General features: G+C 48.7%; 17 protein-coding genes. 8 read left to right on the top strand and 9 right to left on the bottom strand.

The features are described 5' to 3' along the window. Nucleotides 1-68 precede the first annotated feature (68 nt). Nucleotides 69-947: a lipoyl synthase gene (gene lipA / locus LQ777_RS18595; protein ID WP_232559440.1), complete on the bottom strand. Its 879-nt coding sequence runs from the start codon at nt 945-947 to the stop codon at nt 69-71. A gap of 148 nt (nt 948-1,095) precedes the next feature. Continuing rightward, nucleotides 1,096-1,881 (bottom strand): hypothetical protein, encoded by a 786-nt coding sequence (locus tag LQ777_RS18600; RefSeq protein ID WP_232559441.1) that lies wholly within the window; start codon nt 1,879-1,881, stop codon nt 1,096-1,098. A gap of 177 nt (nt 1,882-2,058) precedes the next feature. Between LQ777_RS18600 and LQ777_RS18605 the strand changes: the two genes are divergently transcribed. Then, complete coding sequence (locus LQ777_RS18605) at nt 2,059-2,487, top strand: OsmC family protein (protein WP_232559442.1); 429 nt, start codon at nt 2,059-2,061, stop codon at nt 2,485-2,487. A gap of 120 nt (nt 2,488-2,607) precedes the next feature. Here the strand turns inward: LQ777_RS18605 and LQ777_RS18610 are convergent, their stop codons facing one another. Continuing rightward, nucleotides 2,608-3,597: a GlxA family transcriptional regulator gene (locus LQ777_RS18610; RefSeq protein WP_232559443.1), complete on the bottom strand. Its 990-nt coding sequence runs from the start codon at nt 3,595-3,597 to the stop codon at nt 2,608-2,610. A 302-nt stretch (nt 3,598-3,899) separates the two neighbouring features. On the opposite strand from LQ777_RS18610, the gene LQ777_RS18615 reads away from it, so the two are divergent. The 4 genes from LQ777_RS18615 (at nt 3,900) to LQ777_RS18630 (ending at nt 8,556) form a co-directional block, all read left to right on the top strand. Next, nucleotides 3,900-4,478: a dihydrofolate reductase family protein gene (locus tag LQ777_RS18615; RefSeq protein WP_232559444.1), complete on the top strand. Its 579-nt coding sequence runs from the start codon at nt 3,900-3,902 to the stop codon at nt 4,476-4,478. Between the two features lie 134 nt (nt 4,479-4,612). Further along, nucleotides 4,613-6,898 carry a glycoside hydrolase family 20 protein gene (locus LQ777_RS18620; RefSeq protein WP_232559445.1) on the top strand — a complete coding sequence of 762 codons (2,286 nt, stop codon included), beginning with the start codon at nt 4,613-4,615 and terminating at the stop codon, nt 6,896-6,898. 102 nt (nt 6,899-7,000) lie between these two features. Beyond that, the gene (locus LQ777_RS18625; RefSeq protein ID WP_232559446.1) at nt 7,001-7,708 is read left to right on the top strand and encodes an SIR2 family NAD-dependent protein deacylase; all 708 of its coding nucleotides are present in this window, start codon (nt 7,001-7,003) and stop codon (nt 7,706-7,708) included. Between the two features lie 122 nt (nt 7,709-7,830). Beyond that, complete coding sequence (locus LQ777_RS18630) at nt 7,831-8,556, top strand: endonuclease III domain-containing protein (RefSeq protein ID WP_232559447.1); 726 nt, start codon at nt 7,831-7,833, stop codon at nt 8,554-8,556. Nucleotides 8,557-8,612: 56 nt separating this feature from the next. On the opposite strand, the gene LQ777_RS18635 is transcribed toward LQ777_RS18630, so the two are convergent. From LQ777_RS18635 to LQ777_RS18660, 6 genes are all read right to left on the bottom strand, one after another. Next, nucleotides 8,613-9,272 (bottom strand): hypothetical protein, encoded by a 660-nt coding sequence (locus LQ777_RS18635; protein WP_232559448.1) that lies wholly within the window; start codon nt 9,270-9,272, stop codon nt 8,613-8,615. A gap of 70 nt (nt 9,273-9,342) precedes the next feature. Then, nucleotides 9,343-9,840 (bottom strand): hypothetical protein, encoded by a 498-nt coding sequence (locus LQ777_RS18640; RefSeq protein ID WP_232559449.1) that lies wholly within the window; start codon nt 9,838-9,840, stop codon nt 9,343-9,345. A 78-nt stretch (nt 9,841-9,918) separates the two neighbouring features. Next, complete coding sequence (locus LQ777_RS18645; protein WP_232559450.1) at nt 9,919-10,905, bottom strand: OmpA family protein; 987 nt, start codon at nt 10,903-10,905, stop codon at nt 9,919-9,921. 197 nt (nt 10,906-11,102) lie between these two features. Beyond that, on the bottom strand, nt 11,103-12,044 hold the full coding sequence (locus LQ777_RS18650) for an ROK family protein (RefSeq protein WP_232559451.1): 942 nt from the start codon (nt 12,042-12,044) through the stop codon (nt 11,103-11,105). 103 nt (nt 12,045-12,147) lie between these two features. Then, nucleotides 12,148-13,761, bottom strand: a complete 1,614-nt coding sequence (locus LQ777_RS18655; protein WP_232559452.1) for a hypothetical protein — start codon at nt 13,759-13,761, stop codon at nt 12,148-12,150. Between the two features lie 97 nt (nt 13,762-13,858). After that, entirely contained in the window at nt 13,859-14,731 is an 873-nt protein-coding gene (locus LQ777_RS18660; RefSeq protein ID WP_232559453.1) for a carbon-nitrogen hydrolase, read from the bottom strand. Between the two features lie 141 nt (nt 14,732-14,872). Here LQ777_RS18660 and LQ777_RS18665 point away from each other — a divergent pair, with 141 nt between their 5' ends. The 3 genes from LQ777_RS18665 (at nt 14,873) to LQ777_RS18675 (ending at nt 16,758) form a co-directional block, all read left to right on the top strand. Then, on the top strand, nt 14,873-15,967 hold the full coding sequence (locus tag LQ777_RS18665; protein ID WP_232559454.1) for a Gfo/Idh/MocA family protein: 1,095 nt from the start codon (nt 14,873-14,875) through the stop codon (nt 15,965-15,967). Between the two features lie 181 nt (nt 15,968-16,148). Further along, nucleotides 16,149-16,379 carry a hypothetical protein gene (locus LQ777_RS18670; protein ID WP_232559455.1) on the top strand — a complete coding sequence of 77 codons (231 nt, stop codon included), beginning with the start codon at nt 16,149-16,151 and terminating at the stop codon, nt 16,377-16,379. Nucleotides 16,380-16,566: 187 nt separating this feature from the next. Beyond that, the gene (locus LQ777_RS18675; RefSeq protein ID WP_232559456.1) at nt 16,567-16,758 is read left to right on the top strand and encodes a cold-shock protein; all 192 of its coding nucleotides are present in this window, start codon (nt 16,567-16,569) and stop codon (nt 16,756-16,758) included. The last annotated feature ends 62 nt before the right edge of the window (nt 16,759-16,820 follow it).

Here is a 16,820-nt window from a genome sequence, read left to right on the forward strand (position 1 = left end):
ACGAGCCGCCCGGACTTAATTAGTAAATAACAGGAACACTGAATTGTTTGCAAACAAGTAGACAAACTTTATACGTTCACGTGTTTTTCGGCGTGGTAACTTGAGCGAACAAGTGGTCCTGATTCAACGTATTTGAGTCCCCGCATCAAGCCTTCTTCCTTGTACATAGCAAACGTTTCGGGATGAATCCATTCGATTACTTCGTGGTGCATTTTGGTCGGCTGCAAGTACTGACCCAGCGTGAGAACATCCAGGCCATTAGCCGCTAAATCGTCCATCGCTTTAAAGACTTCATCGTGCGTTTCGCCCAAGCCAAGCATAATCCCCGATTTGGTACGCTGACCGTATTCTTTCGTACGCCGGATCTGCTCCAGACTACGTTCGTAGCGGGCCTGCGGCCGAACACGACGGTAGAGCCGTTCAACGGTTTCCATGTTGTGAGAAACCACTTCCTGCCCCGCTGAAATCATCCGCTCAAGCGATTCCCAGTTGCCTTTTGTGTCAGGAATCAATGTTTCGATCGTCGTTGTAGGCGACGATTCTTTGATAAGTCGTACGGTCTGGTACCATATCTCAGCACCCCGGTCTTTCAGTTCGTCGCGATTCACCGACGTAATGACAGCGTGCTTCACTTTCATGAGCACAATGGCTTCTGCCACGCGACGAGGCTCATCGGTATCATATTCGTTAGGCCGTCCCGTAGCTACCGCGCAGAACGTACAGCTGCGGGTACAGACGTTACCCAGAATCATGAACGTAGCCGTACCTGCGCCCCAGCACTCACCCATATTCGGGCAGTTGCCGCTCTCGCAAATCGTGTGGAGCTTATGCTCGTCTACTAGCTTACGCACTTTGGCGTATTCTGGCCCGATCGGCAATTTCACACGCAGCCAGTCAGGGCGTTTTTTCCGTTGTTGCTCGGAGGGTATTACTGGTAGTTCAATCATGGCTCCTCAATCCTTTCCAACAGAATTCGTTTTTCCGCCTTAAAGTTCAGCAAAAAAATGGAGAAAGCCGTAGTTAAGCAGTGAGGAAATGGCTTGCTGAACAAGAACATCATCCCTCTGCTTCACTACGGCTTTCTCTACGAATCTCTTATTTTTTATTGCCGAAAAACAGCGTTATGTAGCCCGAAGTAAAGAAATTCCGATTCCCATCTTCACGGCTGCCGTTGGGTCCTGGATTCGGGATAATAATGACTTTGTTCGGAAAGACTTCTGCCAGAAAGCCAATTTCAACGCCCGTAGTGTTGTTGCGAAAGGTACTTAACTCAAAGCTCATGGCAGCTTTTACGTTCAGACCAACCGTCAGCTTCGATTCGCCAAGCCCCTGAAAAAATCCACCCGATCCAATGGGTGCGCCCTGTGGACTTCCTGCACCCTGGTTCAACGAACTGAAAGCAACCGAACGGGTCTGGTTGCCTTCCTGAATTTTAACGTAGTAAGGCTTGATGATACCGATTGTCGGACCGGCAGCGAAGATACCGCTTACGGCAATGCCGTCATCGCCACTGCGGTCGAACAGTTTGATCTCACGTCCGTACTGCCCCCGCAAGGCAAAGAGGTAGTTCTCTTTACCATAAATGTAGCGCGAACTGGCAAAATTGCTGGTCGTCTGAAGCTCCTTTGGGTGTTTGACGTTAACGAGTTCAATGCTCAGATAACGGTACTGCGGCAGGCCAAAAAAGTCGCCCGACAGCAGCTTAGACTGTCGGAATGATAAGCCGCCCAAAATACCAGAGTTCGTATTGGACGTAATGCCATAGGTCGTAATGACTCGATACGTTTCGTCCTCCGAGTCCGTATTTTGTGCCCATGCCTTGCCGCCAATCAACAACCAACTTGTTAAAGCGATTGCCGTCAATTTGTATATCGTTCGCATTTTGTATAATTCTTGATTAAAACTACATAATATACATTAAATCCCGCTAAAATCATTCGGCACATTAGCGTAACCAGCTGATATTTTTTATGTTTAGGCAAATTAGTCAGTAGATAAAGCGGATGCGTTGCGGCCCCTTTTATTGATTTACTGGCTTACAAACTTAATTATTACTTCATGGCTACAATTCACATTGACTACCTGGGCGATCTGCGCACCGACTGTACCCACCTGCAATCGGGCACTCATATCAATACCGATGCACCTACCGACAACCAGGGACGGGGCGAAGCGTTTTCGCCGACTGATTTGATTGCCAACGCCCTTGGCACCTGCATTATTACAACGATGGCCATCTTCGCCCGGCGGGACGGTATCGAACTGAAAGGCAGCGAGCTTGAAGTGACGAAGATCATGAGTAGCCAGCCACCACGGCGTGTCGCTCGGATCGAAATTGATTTGACCCTCCGGGCTGAGGTTTTGCCGGACGAGGCTACTCGTGCTAATCTAGAAAAAATCGCCCATACGTGCCCCGTCGCCATTAGCCTCCACCCCGATCTCGAACAAGCAGTAACGATTCGGTGGGAAGAAGCGGTGAATGCGTAGATTGACCGATTGTAAGCAGTATAATGTCCGTTTTTTTACATTATACTGCTTAGCTACCCACACGTTACGAGCCTGCAAAAATTCACAAAAGCAGTTGATTATTCCTATTATACGTCCGCTTTAATTATCAGAAAATAAAGCTTCTTTATTATATTTATTTCTATACTCGATAGGCGACAAACCCGTGATTTTTTTGAATACTGTCCTGAATGATTTTGAATCGGAATAACCGACATCAAACATTACTTCATTAACATTTTTCCGGCTTATTTCTAAGTCTTTCTTGGCGGCTTCTATCTTAACTCGCTGGATGTATTCGACAACGGTATTAGCAGTAGCACTTTTAAAACGACGTTCCAGACTCCGGCGTCCTAAAGCCAGCAAATCAGCTAATTGATCGACGGTTATTCGATCCTGAAAATTAGTTTCTATATACTCCTGCGCTTTTTTTACGGATTCGTCTTCATGCGCTTTCTGCCCTTGAAATATAATGAACGGAGATTGACTGTTTCGGTCGATGTCGATCATAAAAGCCTTAGCAATTAGAATAGCTACATCACGACCAGCGTGTTTCTCAATCAGGTAAACGAGCAGGTTCAGGTACGAGTAAGCACCACCACTGGTATAAATACCATCCTCCTCGGTCATGATCTTATCATCGACCAGATTTACCTCTGGGAACATCGCTCTGAACTCGTTCGCGAGTCGCCAGTGCGTCGCACACTGCTTGCCGTTCAGCAAGCCGGTAGCCGCCAGAAAAAAGGCCCCAATGCAAAAACTGGCAACTTCTGCCCCTGCTTTGTACTGTTTTACAATCCAAGGAATCAGCGCTTGATTACGGGTCAGGGCGCTGGTCTGGTCGCCGAAAAGAGCCGGGATGATAATAAGATCCGTCCTTTTTACTTCTTCAATAAGCAGGTCAGGAGCAATTGTAAACAAGCCGTTTCGCTGCCTTGCTTCACGGGACAGCCCAACCAGTTGAATAGTAAATAAAGGTGCTTTCCCCATGGCCTTCTGTGTCTCATTTACTTCGGCCAGAATTTGGTAAGTACCTTCAATATTGGTTAAGCTGGTGTGCCCACCCGGAACAAGTATCGATACGTGTTTCATATACCAAAAATAAGAAAACCCTGTCGGAATCAACCCTGCTATTGCCGGAAATCACCCCGGACACCCGAAGTATTTTCGTCTACATTTGTCTTATAAAATTAACGATTAAATCCTTGTTATTCACGAAACGAATCACACAATTACCGCTGAGTCATTATCAAAGTTTTTTCAAAAAAATCGACTTCTTACTCCTGATTTATCAGTAAAGAACGTCTGGAACATTGATGCGGGATATTTCCTGTTCAGTGCTTCACTTGAGGAGCTTTTAATTCACTTTAGAATCAATATTTCACGTACATCACATGAGAAAAGTAAAGTTACAAATGCAGCTATCCTTGGATGGGTTTGTCGCTGGTCCGAACGGAGAAATGGACTGGCTGGTATGGAACTGGGACGACACGCTTAATCAGTATGTAACGGACCTGACCGAATCAGTAGACTGCATCTTACTTGGTCGAAATCTGGCCCAGGGTTTTATTCCCGCCTGGGCATCGAGAGCCCAAAACCCTGAAACCGCTGACGCTGGCACACATAAGATGAACGATTTACCCAAAGTCGTTTTCTCCAAAACACTGGACACCGCTGAATGGACGAACGTAACGCTGGCAAATGGCGACATTACGGAAGAGGTGAACCAGTTAAAACAGTTACCGGGTAAAGATTTGATCCTGTATGGTGGCGCCGAACTAGCATCTTCCTTCATCCAGCGTGGCTTAATCGATGAGTATCACCTGTTTATCAATCCGACGGCTTTAGGCAGCGGGATGACAATATTTAAGAAATTAACTGACAGGCTATCGTTGAACTTAATTAAAAGCCAGTCGTTCAGCTGCGGTATTGTCGCCCTACACTACGAACCCGTGCGGGATTCAATCGCCTAGAGTACGCTTTCCCGGCAAACTAATTGTGCGTTTGATTCGGCTTTACAGCCCTGACCTTCCCCGACCGGAAGGTCATTTGTTTTACGGCCTTTCTAAAATCATCGCTATTTTGCCGTCTGAACTACCCGTCACGAATGAAATACCTGCTTTTTTGTCTGCTTTTTTCCTTCTCCGCGTTTGCCCAAACCAACAACCAATACAATCTGATCCCTTTTCCAGCGCGATTTGTCGGGCAGGATGGTCAGTTTACGCTTACCGCCAGCACCCGGATACTGGTTTCACCCGCTACCGATGCCACCGTTCGCGCTGTAGCGCAAACCTTTGCTAGTCAGGTTAAAGCCGCGAACGGTTTATCGCTGGCCGTTGCACCGACCAGTACCGCTCTGGCGAAAGGGGCTAACATTTCATTAGCAATCAACAAAAAACTAGCGCTCGGTGACGAAGGCTATAAACTAACCATCACCTCGGGTCGAGTAACGGCCGAAGCGTCTACACCAAAGGGGTTGTTTTATGCGGCCCAAACGATGCGTCAACTGCTGCCACTTAGCCAGTCGGCTCCCCTGACGATGCCAGCCTGTGCTATTACCGACAAACCCCGCTATGGTTACCGAGGATTGCATTTGGATGCATCACGGCACTTCATGCCAGTAGCCTTCGTCAAGAAGTACATTGACCTGATGGCGATGCACAAACAGAATACGTTTCACTGGCACCTGACGGACGATCAGGGCTGGCGCATCGAGATTAAAAAATACCCGAAGTTGACGCAGATCGGTAGTAAACGCGCCGAAACGCTCATTGGCCAGTACAGCCAGAACTACCCGCAGCAATACGATGGGAAGCCACACGGTGGGTTTTATACGCAGGCCGAAATTCGGGATGTCGTACGCTATGCGCAAAGCCGGTTTGTAACGATCGTTCCCGAAATTGAAATGCCAGGTCACGCGCTGGCAGCGTTAGCGGCCTACCCCGAACTCGGTTGTGAACCTACGAAAGCCTATCAGGTAGCCACAAAATGGGGCGTTTTCGATGACGTTTTTTGCCCGTCAGACAAAACGTTCGGCTTTTTACAGGATGTACTAACCGAAGTAATGACCCTTTTTCCCGGTAAATACATTCACATTGGAGGGGACGAATGTCCTAAAACGGCCTGGAAAAATAGCGCGTTCTGTCAGGAGTTGATGAAGAAAAATAACCTCAAAGACGAGCATGAACTGCAAAGCTACTTTATCCGGCGTATCGAGAAATTTGTCAATAGTAAAGGGCGGGCCATCATCGGCTGGGATGAAATTCTCGAAGGCGGCCTGGCTCCTAATGCGACGGTGATGAGCTGGCGCGGTACAGCGGGCGGTATTGCGGCTGCCAAGCAGAAACACGCGGTTATTATGACACCAGGCGAAACGTGCTATCTCGACCACTATCAGGGCAATCCAGCTACTGAACCACTCGCTATCGGCGGCTACCTTCCGCTCGATCAGGTATACGGCTACGAGCCGACGCCCGCTGAACTCTCCCCCGCTGAACAAAATTATGTGCTGGGTGTGCAGGGAAATGTGTGGACGGAGTACATGCCTACGTCCGAAGATGTTGAGTACATGGTATTTCCACGAGCTATTGCGCTGGCTGAAATCGCCTGGATGCCGAAGGGACCGCGTAATTTTGAAGACTTCGCCCAACGGCTCAAGAACCACTTGCCGCATTTGAACCCGATTCCGGTCAATTACGCCAAACGTTTGTTCGACATTACCGCCACCACGCAACCCAACGAGCAGGGGCAACTACAGGTGAAACTGAGTAAACTCGACAGCGACAGTCAGATTTTTTACACGACTAACGGCAAAGAACCTAACGAGCGCAGCAACCAGTATATTGGCCCGATTACGTTGACCAAGACAACCACTCTTCGGGCGATGACTCCTACGGGCGGCCAGTTGACACAGACGTTTACACTGCACAAAGGTAAAAACAAGTCATACACGTTTGCTACCCCAACCGGCAATAAAAGCGATCCAAACAGCACGAAGCTGACAGATGGTGTACGGGGAGAAACCCCGCGTGACCGGCGGCAGTGGGTCAACTTCTTCGGTGATATGGATGTAACGGTCGATCTGGGCGACGTAACGAGCGTAACTAAAGTATCGCTTAACTTCCTGAAAGTAATTCTAGACAAAAGTTTCCCCCCAACGTCGGTATCCATTGCCATTTCCCGCGACGGTCAGGATTATAAAGAAGCGATCGATCAACCTGTTAAGTATGAACTGACTGGCCCCTGGGACATTTTACCGGTCGTGGCTGACTTCAAAACTGCCCGCGCGCGCTACGTTCGGATTCGGGCGAAGAATGCGGGGGTATGCCCGAACGACCATCCTAACGCAGGCGAAAAAACCTATTTTGCTACCGACGAAATCGTTGTTGAATAATTCGGCTTTGATCGTCGAGTAAAAAGAGCTTCGGCGTAAATTTTGACCAAATCAAACGGGCCTTTAGTTACGCTGAAGCTTCACAGATCGACTAGTAGAAATATGGAATCACGTCAGAAAATAGTTGTTTTATCGGGTGCAGGCATCAGCGCAGAGAGCGGTATTCCCACCTTTCGTGCGTCGGACGGGCTTTGGGAAAACCACCGGATTGAGGACGTAGCAACTCCCGAAGCCTGGCAACGTAACCCCGATCTGGTACAGGATTTTTACAACCAGCGTCGAAAAAAAGCACTAAGCGTCGAGCCAAACGCGGGTCATGTTGCGTTAGTAAAGCTGGAAGATTTTTTCGACGTAACCATCATTACGCAGAACGTCGACAACCTCCACGAAAGGGCTGGATCCTCAAAGGTGATTCACTTACACGGCGAGTTGTTCAAATCGCGAAGCACCAAATACCCAAACCTAGTTTACGATATTGACGGTTGGGAGCTTAAGTTGGGAGATCTCTGCGAAAAAGGTTCGCAATTGCGTCCACACATTGTTTGGTTCGGTGAAGCAGTGCCGATGATGGATGTTGCTCAGGACATAACCGAACAGGCCGACATTTTTATCGTTGTTGGTACGTCCCTGAATGTTTATCCCGCTGCCGGTCTCGTGTACGCAGTTCGAAAAGGGGTTCCTGTCTACGTAGTAGATCCCAACAGTCCAGCCGTTCACGGACGTTCGAACGTGACGTTCATTGCAGAGCCTGCCACAACCGGACTCACTCAACTCGCTGATCAACTGATAGCCGGTACCCTTTCATCGTAAGCGTACGAAGTCTACCAGTAAACCGGGTCATTTACAGGGCGATTGTTTTCTCCCTGCTAAAGCAGTTAGCAACATTTCTCTTAAAAACGAGGTTCACCACGAACGCTCAACGTTTGTGATTTATGGAACCCACTGCTGACTCAAGGACCCGAACATTGTCGGCACACGCCCGCCTAAACGACCTTTACGGTGAACAGGCTGTCTATGGTCGGGCTGATCCGATGCACGAACTGGTCGGAACGATTCTGTCCCATCGCACGACACATGCCAACGAAGTAACCGCTTACCGGACCATGCGCGAACGCTACCCTACCTGGGAAGCCGTTCGCGATGCTCCGCTCGCCGACTTGATCGACGCCATCAAAACAGCCAATTACCCGGAAGTCAAAGCTCCTTACATTCAGAACCTGCTGACCCAGCTGATTGGGGAAACAGGAGCGGCCAACATTGACTTTCTGGCTGACCTATCCACGGAAGATGCAATGAGCTGGCTCACCAATCTCCCTGGAATTGGCCTTAAAACGGCAACGCTAGTCTTACTTTTCAATTTCAAAAAACCCGTGTTGCCGGTAGACACCCACGTTCATCGGGTGACTCAACGGCTTGGCTTAATTGGCCCCAAAGTAAGCGCAGAAAAAGCGCACACCATTCTGCTGTCTTATTTGCCGCAGGACGCTACGGTACTGTTCAATTTTCACAAGCACTTTTACTGGCACGGTCAACGAGTCTGTACGTGGTATTACCCAAAATGTAACGAATGCGTCTTACGCGATCAGTGTGACTTCTATCGATTAGGCGGCAAGATGGTGCTGAGTAGTACACCGGTCAGAAGCAAGTCGGTTAAATAACGAACGGGTTGCTGAACAACTGCCAACAACCCGTCTTTTCGCTAAAGAAAGCTTTGTCAGCTGCTAGCTCCGTATTTCCGTTCGTGAAACTGTTTCGACTGTCCTACCCAATTGTCCCGTTCGATGCGACCGGGGAAGAACTCGACAATTTCATTTACTTTATCAATATCCTCTTTAGTGAAGTTCGCAATCTGACGGAATGTGTAAATGCCTAAGCTGTGTAGTTTGCGCTCTAGAAAAGGTCCGACGCCGACAATATCCTTTAAATCATCCGCTTCTACAGCAGCCGCTCGCCCGATTCGGTCAAAATTAAGTTCGTCGGCTCGGGCAGCAATGCGGCTTAATACAGCGGCTTCCGGATCTTGACTAGTTGCCGAATCATCGGCGTAGCTACCAGACAAGTCTGTTGGGTTCTCCTCTACTAATATCTCCGGTGTATCATCGAGCGTAAGAGCGGGCAATAGCGGATCGGCATGCACGAACGAAGGGGGCGTTTCAGCCGGACGCCGAACAACCGTCCCTGGCCCACCCGTTTCCTTCGCGCGTCGGCATTCGTCTAGTTCTTCTTTTTGCTTGGCGATAGCCGCCCGTAAGGAACTAACGCGACCACTGAGTACCAGGCGGCCAAACAGCCAGCCAACAAAAGCAATAAACGCTAACAGCAACAGGATTTCAGTAACTGCTACGGACCGACTTAAGGGATCTAATCCAAACATGATAGGCTTACGGTGTAGTTAAATCTTTACGATTAATAATGATTCTCGCGATTTCCACGGTAGGTATAAGTCACAAATTCGACTTTTTGGCTAACTGAGCGGCCTGACCGACCCAATTGTCCCGTTGAATACGGCCAGGGAAAAACTCGATTATATCGTTTACCTGATCGATATCCTCCCCAGTAAAGTTTGCAATCTGACGGAATGTATAAATGCTGATTGCATGAAGCTTTTTTTCCAGAAAGGGCCCAACACCAACAATTTCTTTCAGATCATCAGCCTCTGTGAGTGAAGCGTAGCCAATACGACTGAAGTCGATTTCGTGGATACGGCTACTGATTCGGTTTAATACCGAGGCTTCATCATTGCCGCTACTAACCACGACAGCGGGTGTACGATAACAATCCTCAACGTTGCGCTTAACGATAGCTAACTGGCTTTCAAGTTCACGGACAATGTTCTGCCGTGATGCATAGCCAATAATAAAACCTAACACCAGCGTAACGACTCCCATGACCAGGTGTTGAAGTGAAGCGTCAGGGAGATTAAGCGGATTTAACTCAAACATGGTTTCCGAACTTTATGATTTAGCTTCTGTTCCAAACAGGTGTTAGGATACCAAAAGCGTAAACGGTTAAAACTAAATTTATTCAACCACGACCGATACCCGCCGATTTGCTTTACGACCAGATATCGTACCGTTATCGGCCTTTGGCTCACTTTCTCCTTTCGCTTTCACCGTAATTTGATCCGAATTGATACCGGACTTGCGTAACTTATTTTTTACAGCGTTGGCCCGTTCCCGGGAGAGGTTCATATTTACGTCGTCAGGACCTGAGTTGTCGGTATGACCAGTAAGGATGAGTTTTTTATCCTTGTGATCGCGTAAATACTGAACAGCTTCGTCAAAAAACTTTTTTGTTTCGGGCGTACGAATGTAGTTAGCTTCGCCAAGTAAGAAATACAGATCGATTGGCTCAAAAACCGATTTAAACTTCTCCGAAGCGGCCAGTTCTGTTTCTGTGGTAGGAGCCGTCATCGTAAGCGGAGCGGGTGTAGTAGTTGTCGCTGCCGTTAGCGGCTCAGGGCTGCTGCTTGTCTCAATCTCTCCAAATGCGAAGTCAAGACCACCCTTTAGCGAATCGCCCTCAGCGATAAAAGGAAGGTTGCGCTCGATTCCTTTCGTCGTTAGTGATGCGGCTGGAATTCCTTGCTGGATAAGATACTGCTTCATTCCTTCGGCACGGGTAAGTCCCAGGTTGGCAAATGTAGTTGTGTTGCTTTCAGTGGGCGAATAGTAGCCACTGATTTCGAGCGTACGATTCGGGTTTGTTTTCAGGTAGGTCAACAATGGTTCAAGCGATCCCCTCAGGGTATTCATGTTGGCGTCGCTACCAGATTTGGCAAAGCTGAAATTACCGGGCAGGTCAAGCCGAAAGCTATTTCCGTCCGCAATTGTATAGCCGTCGGCTCCGGGTGGCGTTGTTTCGAGAGACGGATCGACAGGGACAACTTCGGAAGAAGGCTGGCTATCGTCAGCGCACAACTGTTTGATTTTACAGACATGCCACCACGTTGAGCCGATCATCCAGAGCACCAGCAGGACAACCCAAGGAGTTTTGTTGGCAAACATAAAAAATAGAGATTAAGTAAAGCGCACCTGCCAAGTGTCTTACAGAGTAGTCACTTATTTGTAAGTCCAAAAATACAGGTAAGGCACACAAATTCAAGGATATTGGCCGTTATGACGTAAATCCAAAAAAAAGTCTCCATTTGCTGTATAAATTTATACAAATTACATACAACTACCTGTAAACCAAAAAACTACGCTTAAAGAGCGTTTGCCAACTGTAAGGCCCCAACGGGTACTGCATCTTCGCCCAACTTTGCCAGTAAAAGAATCGGCACCGGATGAAACGCTTTCATAACAAAGCGGGGTAACGCCTGACGAACGGCTGCCCGTAGCGGTTCACCGATCAACGATAGCCCCCCACCCAGTACAATAGCGTCTGGATGAAACAGGTGGATAATATGCGACAACCCCAACGCAGCTACTGACCCAATCTGTTCGATCAGCATACGGGCTACCGGATCGCTGGCCTCGTAGGCCGGGTGTAAAAATCGGGCTTCTCCCCCTACCTGATTAACTGCGTGCGCGTCCTGAACAAGCTTCTTTAAAACTGAATCGTCCGGCAGTTGTGGTAATAAATTACGAATTTGCTCATCGACGGCCCAACCCGAGATTGTCTGTTCTATCGTTTGCCCGGCTGACCCTGACTCATCGGGTGGTACCAGCCACAAATGGCCAAGTTCAGCCTCGCCCGGTACAGCTCCGTGATAAATCTGTTCCTGTTGCACAAACCCTCCACCAACGCCACTACCAAGCGTTACGTAAAAGACATTGTCAAAACCAGTGGCTACCCCCCGACGTGCTTCTCCCAAGGCGGCTACGTTAGCATCGTTATCGATCTGGACAGTTGCGCCCGGAACTCGTTCACGCAACCAACCCGCCAGATCGATGCCCGACCAACCGCCAATCTGGTGAGACGTAGCAATATGCCCTGTCTTCCAGTTGACGGGCCCTCCAAAACCGACGCCGATGGCAGTGGGTACCTCTGTTAACTGAGCCAGTGTTGCTTCGATCTGGTTCAGAATACCCTTGGCCCCTTGAACTGGCTCAACTGTATAGCGAAACCGTTTGTCAATTTGACCACTCGCATCATCCGTAACCAGTTGTAGCTTCGTTCCGCCTATTTCAATGCCAAGATTCATGCTAATCAAAGTATAGTTCGTACCAGTCGGACACTAGCCGCCGATTCGTGCTTCAATAAAGTTACTGATTTAGCCAAACTACTAACCACACAACCTAATTCGTTTAACGACTCCCGGCACTACGACCCATCGTAGACCGGCCCAAAAAGATTTCGTCTCCTTTGAGCGAGAGCGTCGTGTAGAAATTATAGCCGTTTTGAATGTACCGCAGCATTACCTTAGTAGTTTGCTCGGGTCGGGCGTACGCTTTCGTAGCCGCTATTAGGATCTGATTTCCGTTGACGATGGCTCTTACAAAAGGTAAATCGCGTGTTTTGATCTGATTCGCGTTATAAGCGATCCATGTTTTACCACCATCGTACGAACACTCTGTTGCCTCGTTCAGATAAATTTCTTTGCCGTTGAACAGATCGCCGTGGTGTTTGAACAACCGCCAAAGACCATGCATGTAATGTTCATAACAAGCATAATTCCGATCGTTACCAAGTCCCTGCTGCTGTGGATCGGCGGGCGAAGGCTGATCAGGTACTAAGTCTTTGTGATCGTCCCAGAACAGCACTCCGTAGGCACCTGTAAACCAGTAAAAGACAGCCATCCCTTCGGCCACAGCGGGGGGAGCAGCATGTTCGGCTTTACCACTCTTTGGGAAATCAGCACTCTGCGTATTGAAAACCCAATGCCAGGCAATCCGCTTCTTGGCCGATAGCTTTCGGTTAACTTCCTGTTCGGCCAATAAAGATGCTAGCCAGTGACGATCGCCATCACCCGTGTGTTGCGCCGAATAATCAAAATCTGGATAAAGGTAGTAGGTACCCGGCATCTGAAAATCAGCGTAATCAGCATAGGATTTGCCAACTATGTCGTCGGGCATACCGCGCTGTTTACTGGTATTGGTCTGACGGGCGGGTGTGTTCCAGAGCCAGTCCGGTTTGACCATGTAATGCTCTGCTTTTGAATTACCGAAACTGTTATGCGGTACGGGCGCGATGGAGCCAACCTCAGTTTGCGGGCTAACGTTATCCTTCAGCGTTTTCATCATGAAGGTGTACAGATTAGCCTGCTCCTGCTGGTTGCCACTGCTGGTACCTTCATTTTCAATGTCGAGAAAAATTTTACTAAACGTACTCTTCATCGTGCCCGGCGGACAGTCACCAAATCCGTAACACCCACCCGCCAGTTCCGAAGATGCCTGAAATAGCGTGTTTCGCATGGCACGAGCCCCCGGAGGTGTCCGATACGTTACGTCGCGGGCCAGTTCGCTGTTCTGCGCCCAGGGCAGGTTGAAACTGTTCGCAAAATAAGCCTGATAAACAATCAACGACCGTTGGCTCTGCTGAAGGCTACTTTTCCAGTTTCTCGGTGGATCACCATCGAGCCATATTTCAACGTTAGGAACCATCCGCGTCTGTTCGATAGCCGAAAAGCCCCGACGCAATAATTTCGTACGATCCTGCTGAACGTGTAGATTACGACCGGCTCCGCAAAACGTAACTGTCTTTGTCGGAGGAATCGTGAAGTCGCCGACTACGTCGATGTTGTAATAACCTTTGCGCGTACTTGGCGTAAACCGCGAACGAGGAGTTGGTGTGAGTGGTGATTGATTGGGTAAAGGACCTTGCCACACTACCGCAACAGGATCGGCGGGTCTGGCAGGACGCGTGTACCAAAAGCCCAGACCAGCCAGGCTAGCTACTAAAAACGAGGCAGCTATTTTCATAGTAGGCTTCACGATGGATTTGGGAGTAGGATACACAGTCGTAGTTAAGCCGCACACCCAGAACAGAGCGACTTAACCACGAACAAAAGCAAGACGACTATTCGTCGATGTACCGTCTCGTAATCGGCTGGTAGGAATCAATGCGCCGATCCCGGAAATAAGGCCAGGTTGTCCGGTATCTTTCAGACAAACTCAGATCAACCTCCTGCACGTGAACGAGTTCCTGATCGTGCGGGGCCAAATAGAGCAATGAACCGAACGGATTTGCTACGAACGAGCCACCCCAGAACTGCTGATCAGCCTCACGCCCAACCCGGTTGACGGCTACAACGTGAACACCATTGGCAATGGCGTGACTGCGTTGAATGGTTTGCCAAGCATTGTACTGTTCGGTATTCTGAGCCGGATCGGGCTCGTTGGTATCCCAGCCAATAGCGGTTGGATAGAACAGCACCTCGGCCCCCATCAACGCCGTAATGCGGGCAGCTTCTGGATACCACTGGTCCCAGCAGATCAAGACGCCAATACGGGCGAATTTTGTATCAAATACTTTATAACCCAGGTCGCCGGGGGTGAAATAGAACTTCTCGTAATAGCCCGGATCGTCGGGGATGTGCATCTTCCGGTACTTACCCAGATACGAGCCATCTGCATCTAAAACGGCGGTGGTATTGTGGTACAACCCCTGCGCCCGTTTTTCGAACAGCGACGCAACGATAACAACGCCAAGCTCACCGGCTAACTTCCCTAATCGGTCGGTCGTGGGACCCGGAATAGCTTCAGCCAAACTGAAATTATGGTGGTCCTCTACATCACAGAAATAGAGCGATGTAAATAACTCCTGTAAACAAACGATCTGAGCACCTTTCTGAGCAGCCTCGCGGATACCCTTGATCGCCTTTTGGACGTTAGCTTCGACATCGGCCGAGCAACTCATCTGCACTAAACCGATATTGACTTTTTTAGACATGATGCAAAAGTAGGGCGTTCTGTGTTGTTAACGCCTAAAACCAACAAAACTCTTATCGGGTGGGTTCGGCAAAACTTGTAGTTTACAGCTCGATAGTCGTAGTTTACTCTTGAAACTCGTTATTATAACTGTTCCAATCCTATGACCTCTCGTAGAAGCTTTCTACACGCGGCAACGCTGACTGCTGCCACAACGGCAATTGCCCCAAATTCCCTGTGGGCCGCTACCCGACCCGCCAAAGACAAACTCGGCGTGGCCCTGGTTGGCCTGGGGTATTACAGTACGGACTTACTGGCTCCTGCTCTGCAAAAAACAAAGAACTGTTATCTCGCCGGAATCGTGACGGGTACACCCGAAAAGGCTGAGAAGTGGAAGAAACAGTATAATATTCCCGATAAAAACATCTACTCGTATCAAACCTTCGACCAGATTGCCAATAACCCCGATATCGACGTCGTATACGTGGTTTTGCCTCCATCCATGCACGAAGAATACGTAATTCGGGCGGCTAAGGCTGGCAAACACGTTTGGGTTGAAAAACCGATGGCTGTAACGGCTAAAGAGTGCCAGAACATGATTGATGCCTGCGCCAAAAATAAACGGTCACTGGCTGTTGGCTATCGGCTTCACCATGAACCCAACACGCAGGAATACGTAAAAACCTTACGTGACGGCAAAATTGGCAAAGTGCTAATGGTGAGCTGTGCCGCTGGTTACTACGACGCCCGGACTACGCACTGGAAGCAGAAAAAAGAAATGGGTGGCGGAGTGATGTACGACATGGGCGTTTACGTATTACAAGGAGCACGTCTGGCAACCGGCGAAGAACCGATAGCCGTAACCGCTCAGCAATACACCACCCGACCGGATGTCTATAAAAACGGACTCGACGAAACGACGATGGCTCAACTTGTTTTTCCGAGCGGGGCGCGGGCAGCGGTACAAACCAGCTATGGCATGAACATGAATTTTCTGGATGTAACCGGCTCAAAAGGAAAAATGCGGATAGAGCCCTATTCAGCCTACAACGGTCAGAAAGGTATTTGGAGCGGTGGCACAATTGAACACCCTTACGAGGTGCCCTACCAGCAAACGCAGCAGATGGACGATGACGCGGCAGCCATCATGAACAATAAACCGGTACTGGCCCCCGGCGAAGAAGGACTGCGCGATATCAAGATTGTTGAGGCTATTTATGCAGCAGCCCGATCAGGGCGAGAAGTCAAAATTGGTTGAAAAATTTTCCGGAGGCAGCTATACCGTTGCCTCCGGAAACCTGCCTGTTTTGTAGTTAGTTAGCCAAGGCACTATTTTAGTTATGCGGCAACTATGTTTCAATTGTCACATACAAAGTAAGGACGATCATTTGGCTAGGCGGCTGGTTTTTGCGTACTTCGCTTGTCAACCCCCGTATGTTATGCAACCCGCTGATTTTACTAAGCTGCCCGCTCAGCAACAACTTGATACCCTTTACTTCGCCGGTGATGTACTAGCCAATCGCTACGAAGGCGACAATATATTCTTGCTCTATAACCTGCGGGATTTCTACGTCGAACTTCGCTACGACGCTTATAATAGCCATCTTCATCAGGTCACTGCCTTCCGAGATACCGATCACTTAGAGCCGTATCTGCCTTATTTGGCCTAACACGGTCGGTCGTATACGACTCCTGTTTTGAATCGGATTAGTTGTCGTATCATAGGTTTATAGCTAAGGCTCAAAAACTTATAAATCGGTTTTTACGAAAAATTTTTCCACTTGTGAGGGAAAAACCTCATATATATTTGGAATTAATCTTTATTGTGCCGTCCTTCGCTTAAATTTTAAACAAGCAATGCAAACAGGAACTGTAAAATTCTTTAATGAAACCAAAGGGTTTGGATTCATTAGACCCGATGAAGGTGGCGAAGACATTTTTGTACACGCTTCTGGCCTCATCGATCAAATCCGTGAAAACGACAAAGTAAAGTTCAACGTCGAGCGCGGTAAGAAAGGCTTAAACGCCGTTAACGTCGAAATAGCTTAATTGTAAGATATAAAGACACCCGTAGTAAAAACATGCCACTCGGCATGTTTTTTTTTGCCCCT

The sequence above is a fragment of the Spirosoma oryzicola genome (assembly GCF_021233055.1).
GTDB lineage: Bacteria > Bacteroidota > Bacteroidia > Cytophagales > Spirosomataceae > Spirosoma > Spirosoma oryzicola.

Excerpts from the sequence above, each read along its gene's own strand:
- lipA (WP_232559440.1), bottom strand. The coding sequence starts at position 947 with ATGATTGAACTACCAGTAATACCCTCCGAGCAACAACGGAAAAAACGC.
- LQ777_RS18600 (WP_232559441.1), bottom strand. The coding sequence starts at position 1,881 with ATGCGAACGATATACAAATTGACGGCAATCGCTTTAACAAGTTGGTTG.
- LQ777_RS18605 (WP_232559442.1), top strand. The coding sequence starts at position 2,059 with ATGGCTACAATTCACATTGACTACCTGGGCGATCTGCGCACCGACTGT.
- LQ777_RS18610 (WP_232559443.1), bottom strand. The coding sequence starts at position 3,597 with ATGAAACACGTATCGATACTTGTTCCGGGTGGGCACACCAGCTTAACC.
- LQ777_RS18615 (WP_232559444.1), top strand. The coding sequence starts at position 3,900 with ATGAGAAAAGTAAAGTTACAAATGCAGCTATCCTTGGATGGGTTTGTC.
- LQ777_RS18620 (WP_232559445.1), top strand. The coding sequence starts at position 4,613 with ATGAAATACCTGCTTTTTTGTCTGCTTTTTTCCTTCTCCGCGTTTGCC.
- LQ777_RS18625 (WP_232559446.1), top strand. The coding sequence starts at position 7,001 with ATGGAATCACGTCAGAAAATAGTTGTTTTATCGGGTGCAGGCATCAGC.
- LQ777_RS18630 (WP_232559447.1), top strand. The coding sequence starts at position 7,831 with ATGGAACCCACTGCTGACTCAAGGACCCGAACATTGTCGGCACACGCC.
- LQ777_RS18635 (WP_232559448.1), bottom strand. The coding sequence starts at position 9,272 with ATGTTTGGATTAGATCCCTTAAGTCGGTCCGTAGCAGTTACTGAAATC.
- LQ777_RS18640 (WP_232559449.1), bottom strand. The coding sequence starts at position 9,840 with ATGTTTGAGTTAAATCCGCTTAATCTCCCTGACGCTTCACTTCAACAC.
- LQ777_RS18645 (WP_232559450.1), bottom strand. The coding sequence starts at position 10,905 with ATGTTTGCCAACAAAACTCCTTGGGTTGTCCTGCTGGTGCTCTGGATG.
- LQ777_RS18650 (WP_232559451.1), bottom strand. The coding sequence starts at position 12,044 with ATGAATCTTGGCATTGAAATAGGCGGAACGAAGCTACAACTGGTTACG.
- LQ777_RS18655 (WP_232559452.1), bottom strand. The coding sequence starts at position 13,761 with ATGAAAATAGCTGCCTCGTTTTTAGTAGCTAGCCTGGCTGGTCTGGGC.
- LQ777_RS18660 (WP_232559453.1), bottom strand. The coding sequence starts at position 14,731 with ATGTCTAAAAAAGTCAATATCGGTTTAGTGCAGATGAGTTGCTCGGCC.
- LQ777_RS18665 (WP_232559454.1), top strand. The coding sequence starts at position 14,873 with ATGACCTCTCGTAGAAGCTTTCTACACGCGGCAACGCTGACTGCTGCC.
- LQ777_RS18670 (WP_232559455.1), top strand. The coding sequence starts at position 16,149 with ATGCAACCCGCTGATTTTACTAAGCTGCCCGCTCAGCAACAACTTGAT.
- LQ777_RS18675 (WP_232559456.1), top strand. The coding sequence starts at position 16,567 with ATGCAAACAGGAACTGTAAAATTCTTTAATGAAACCAAAGGGTTTGGA.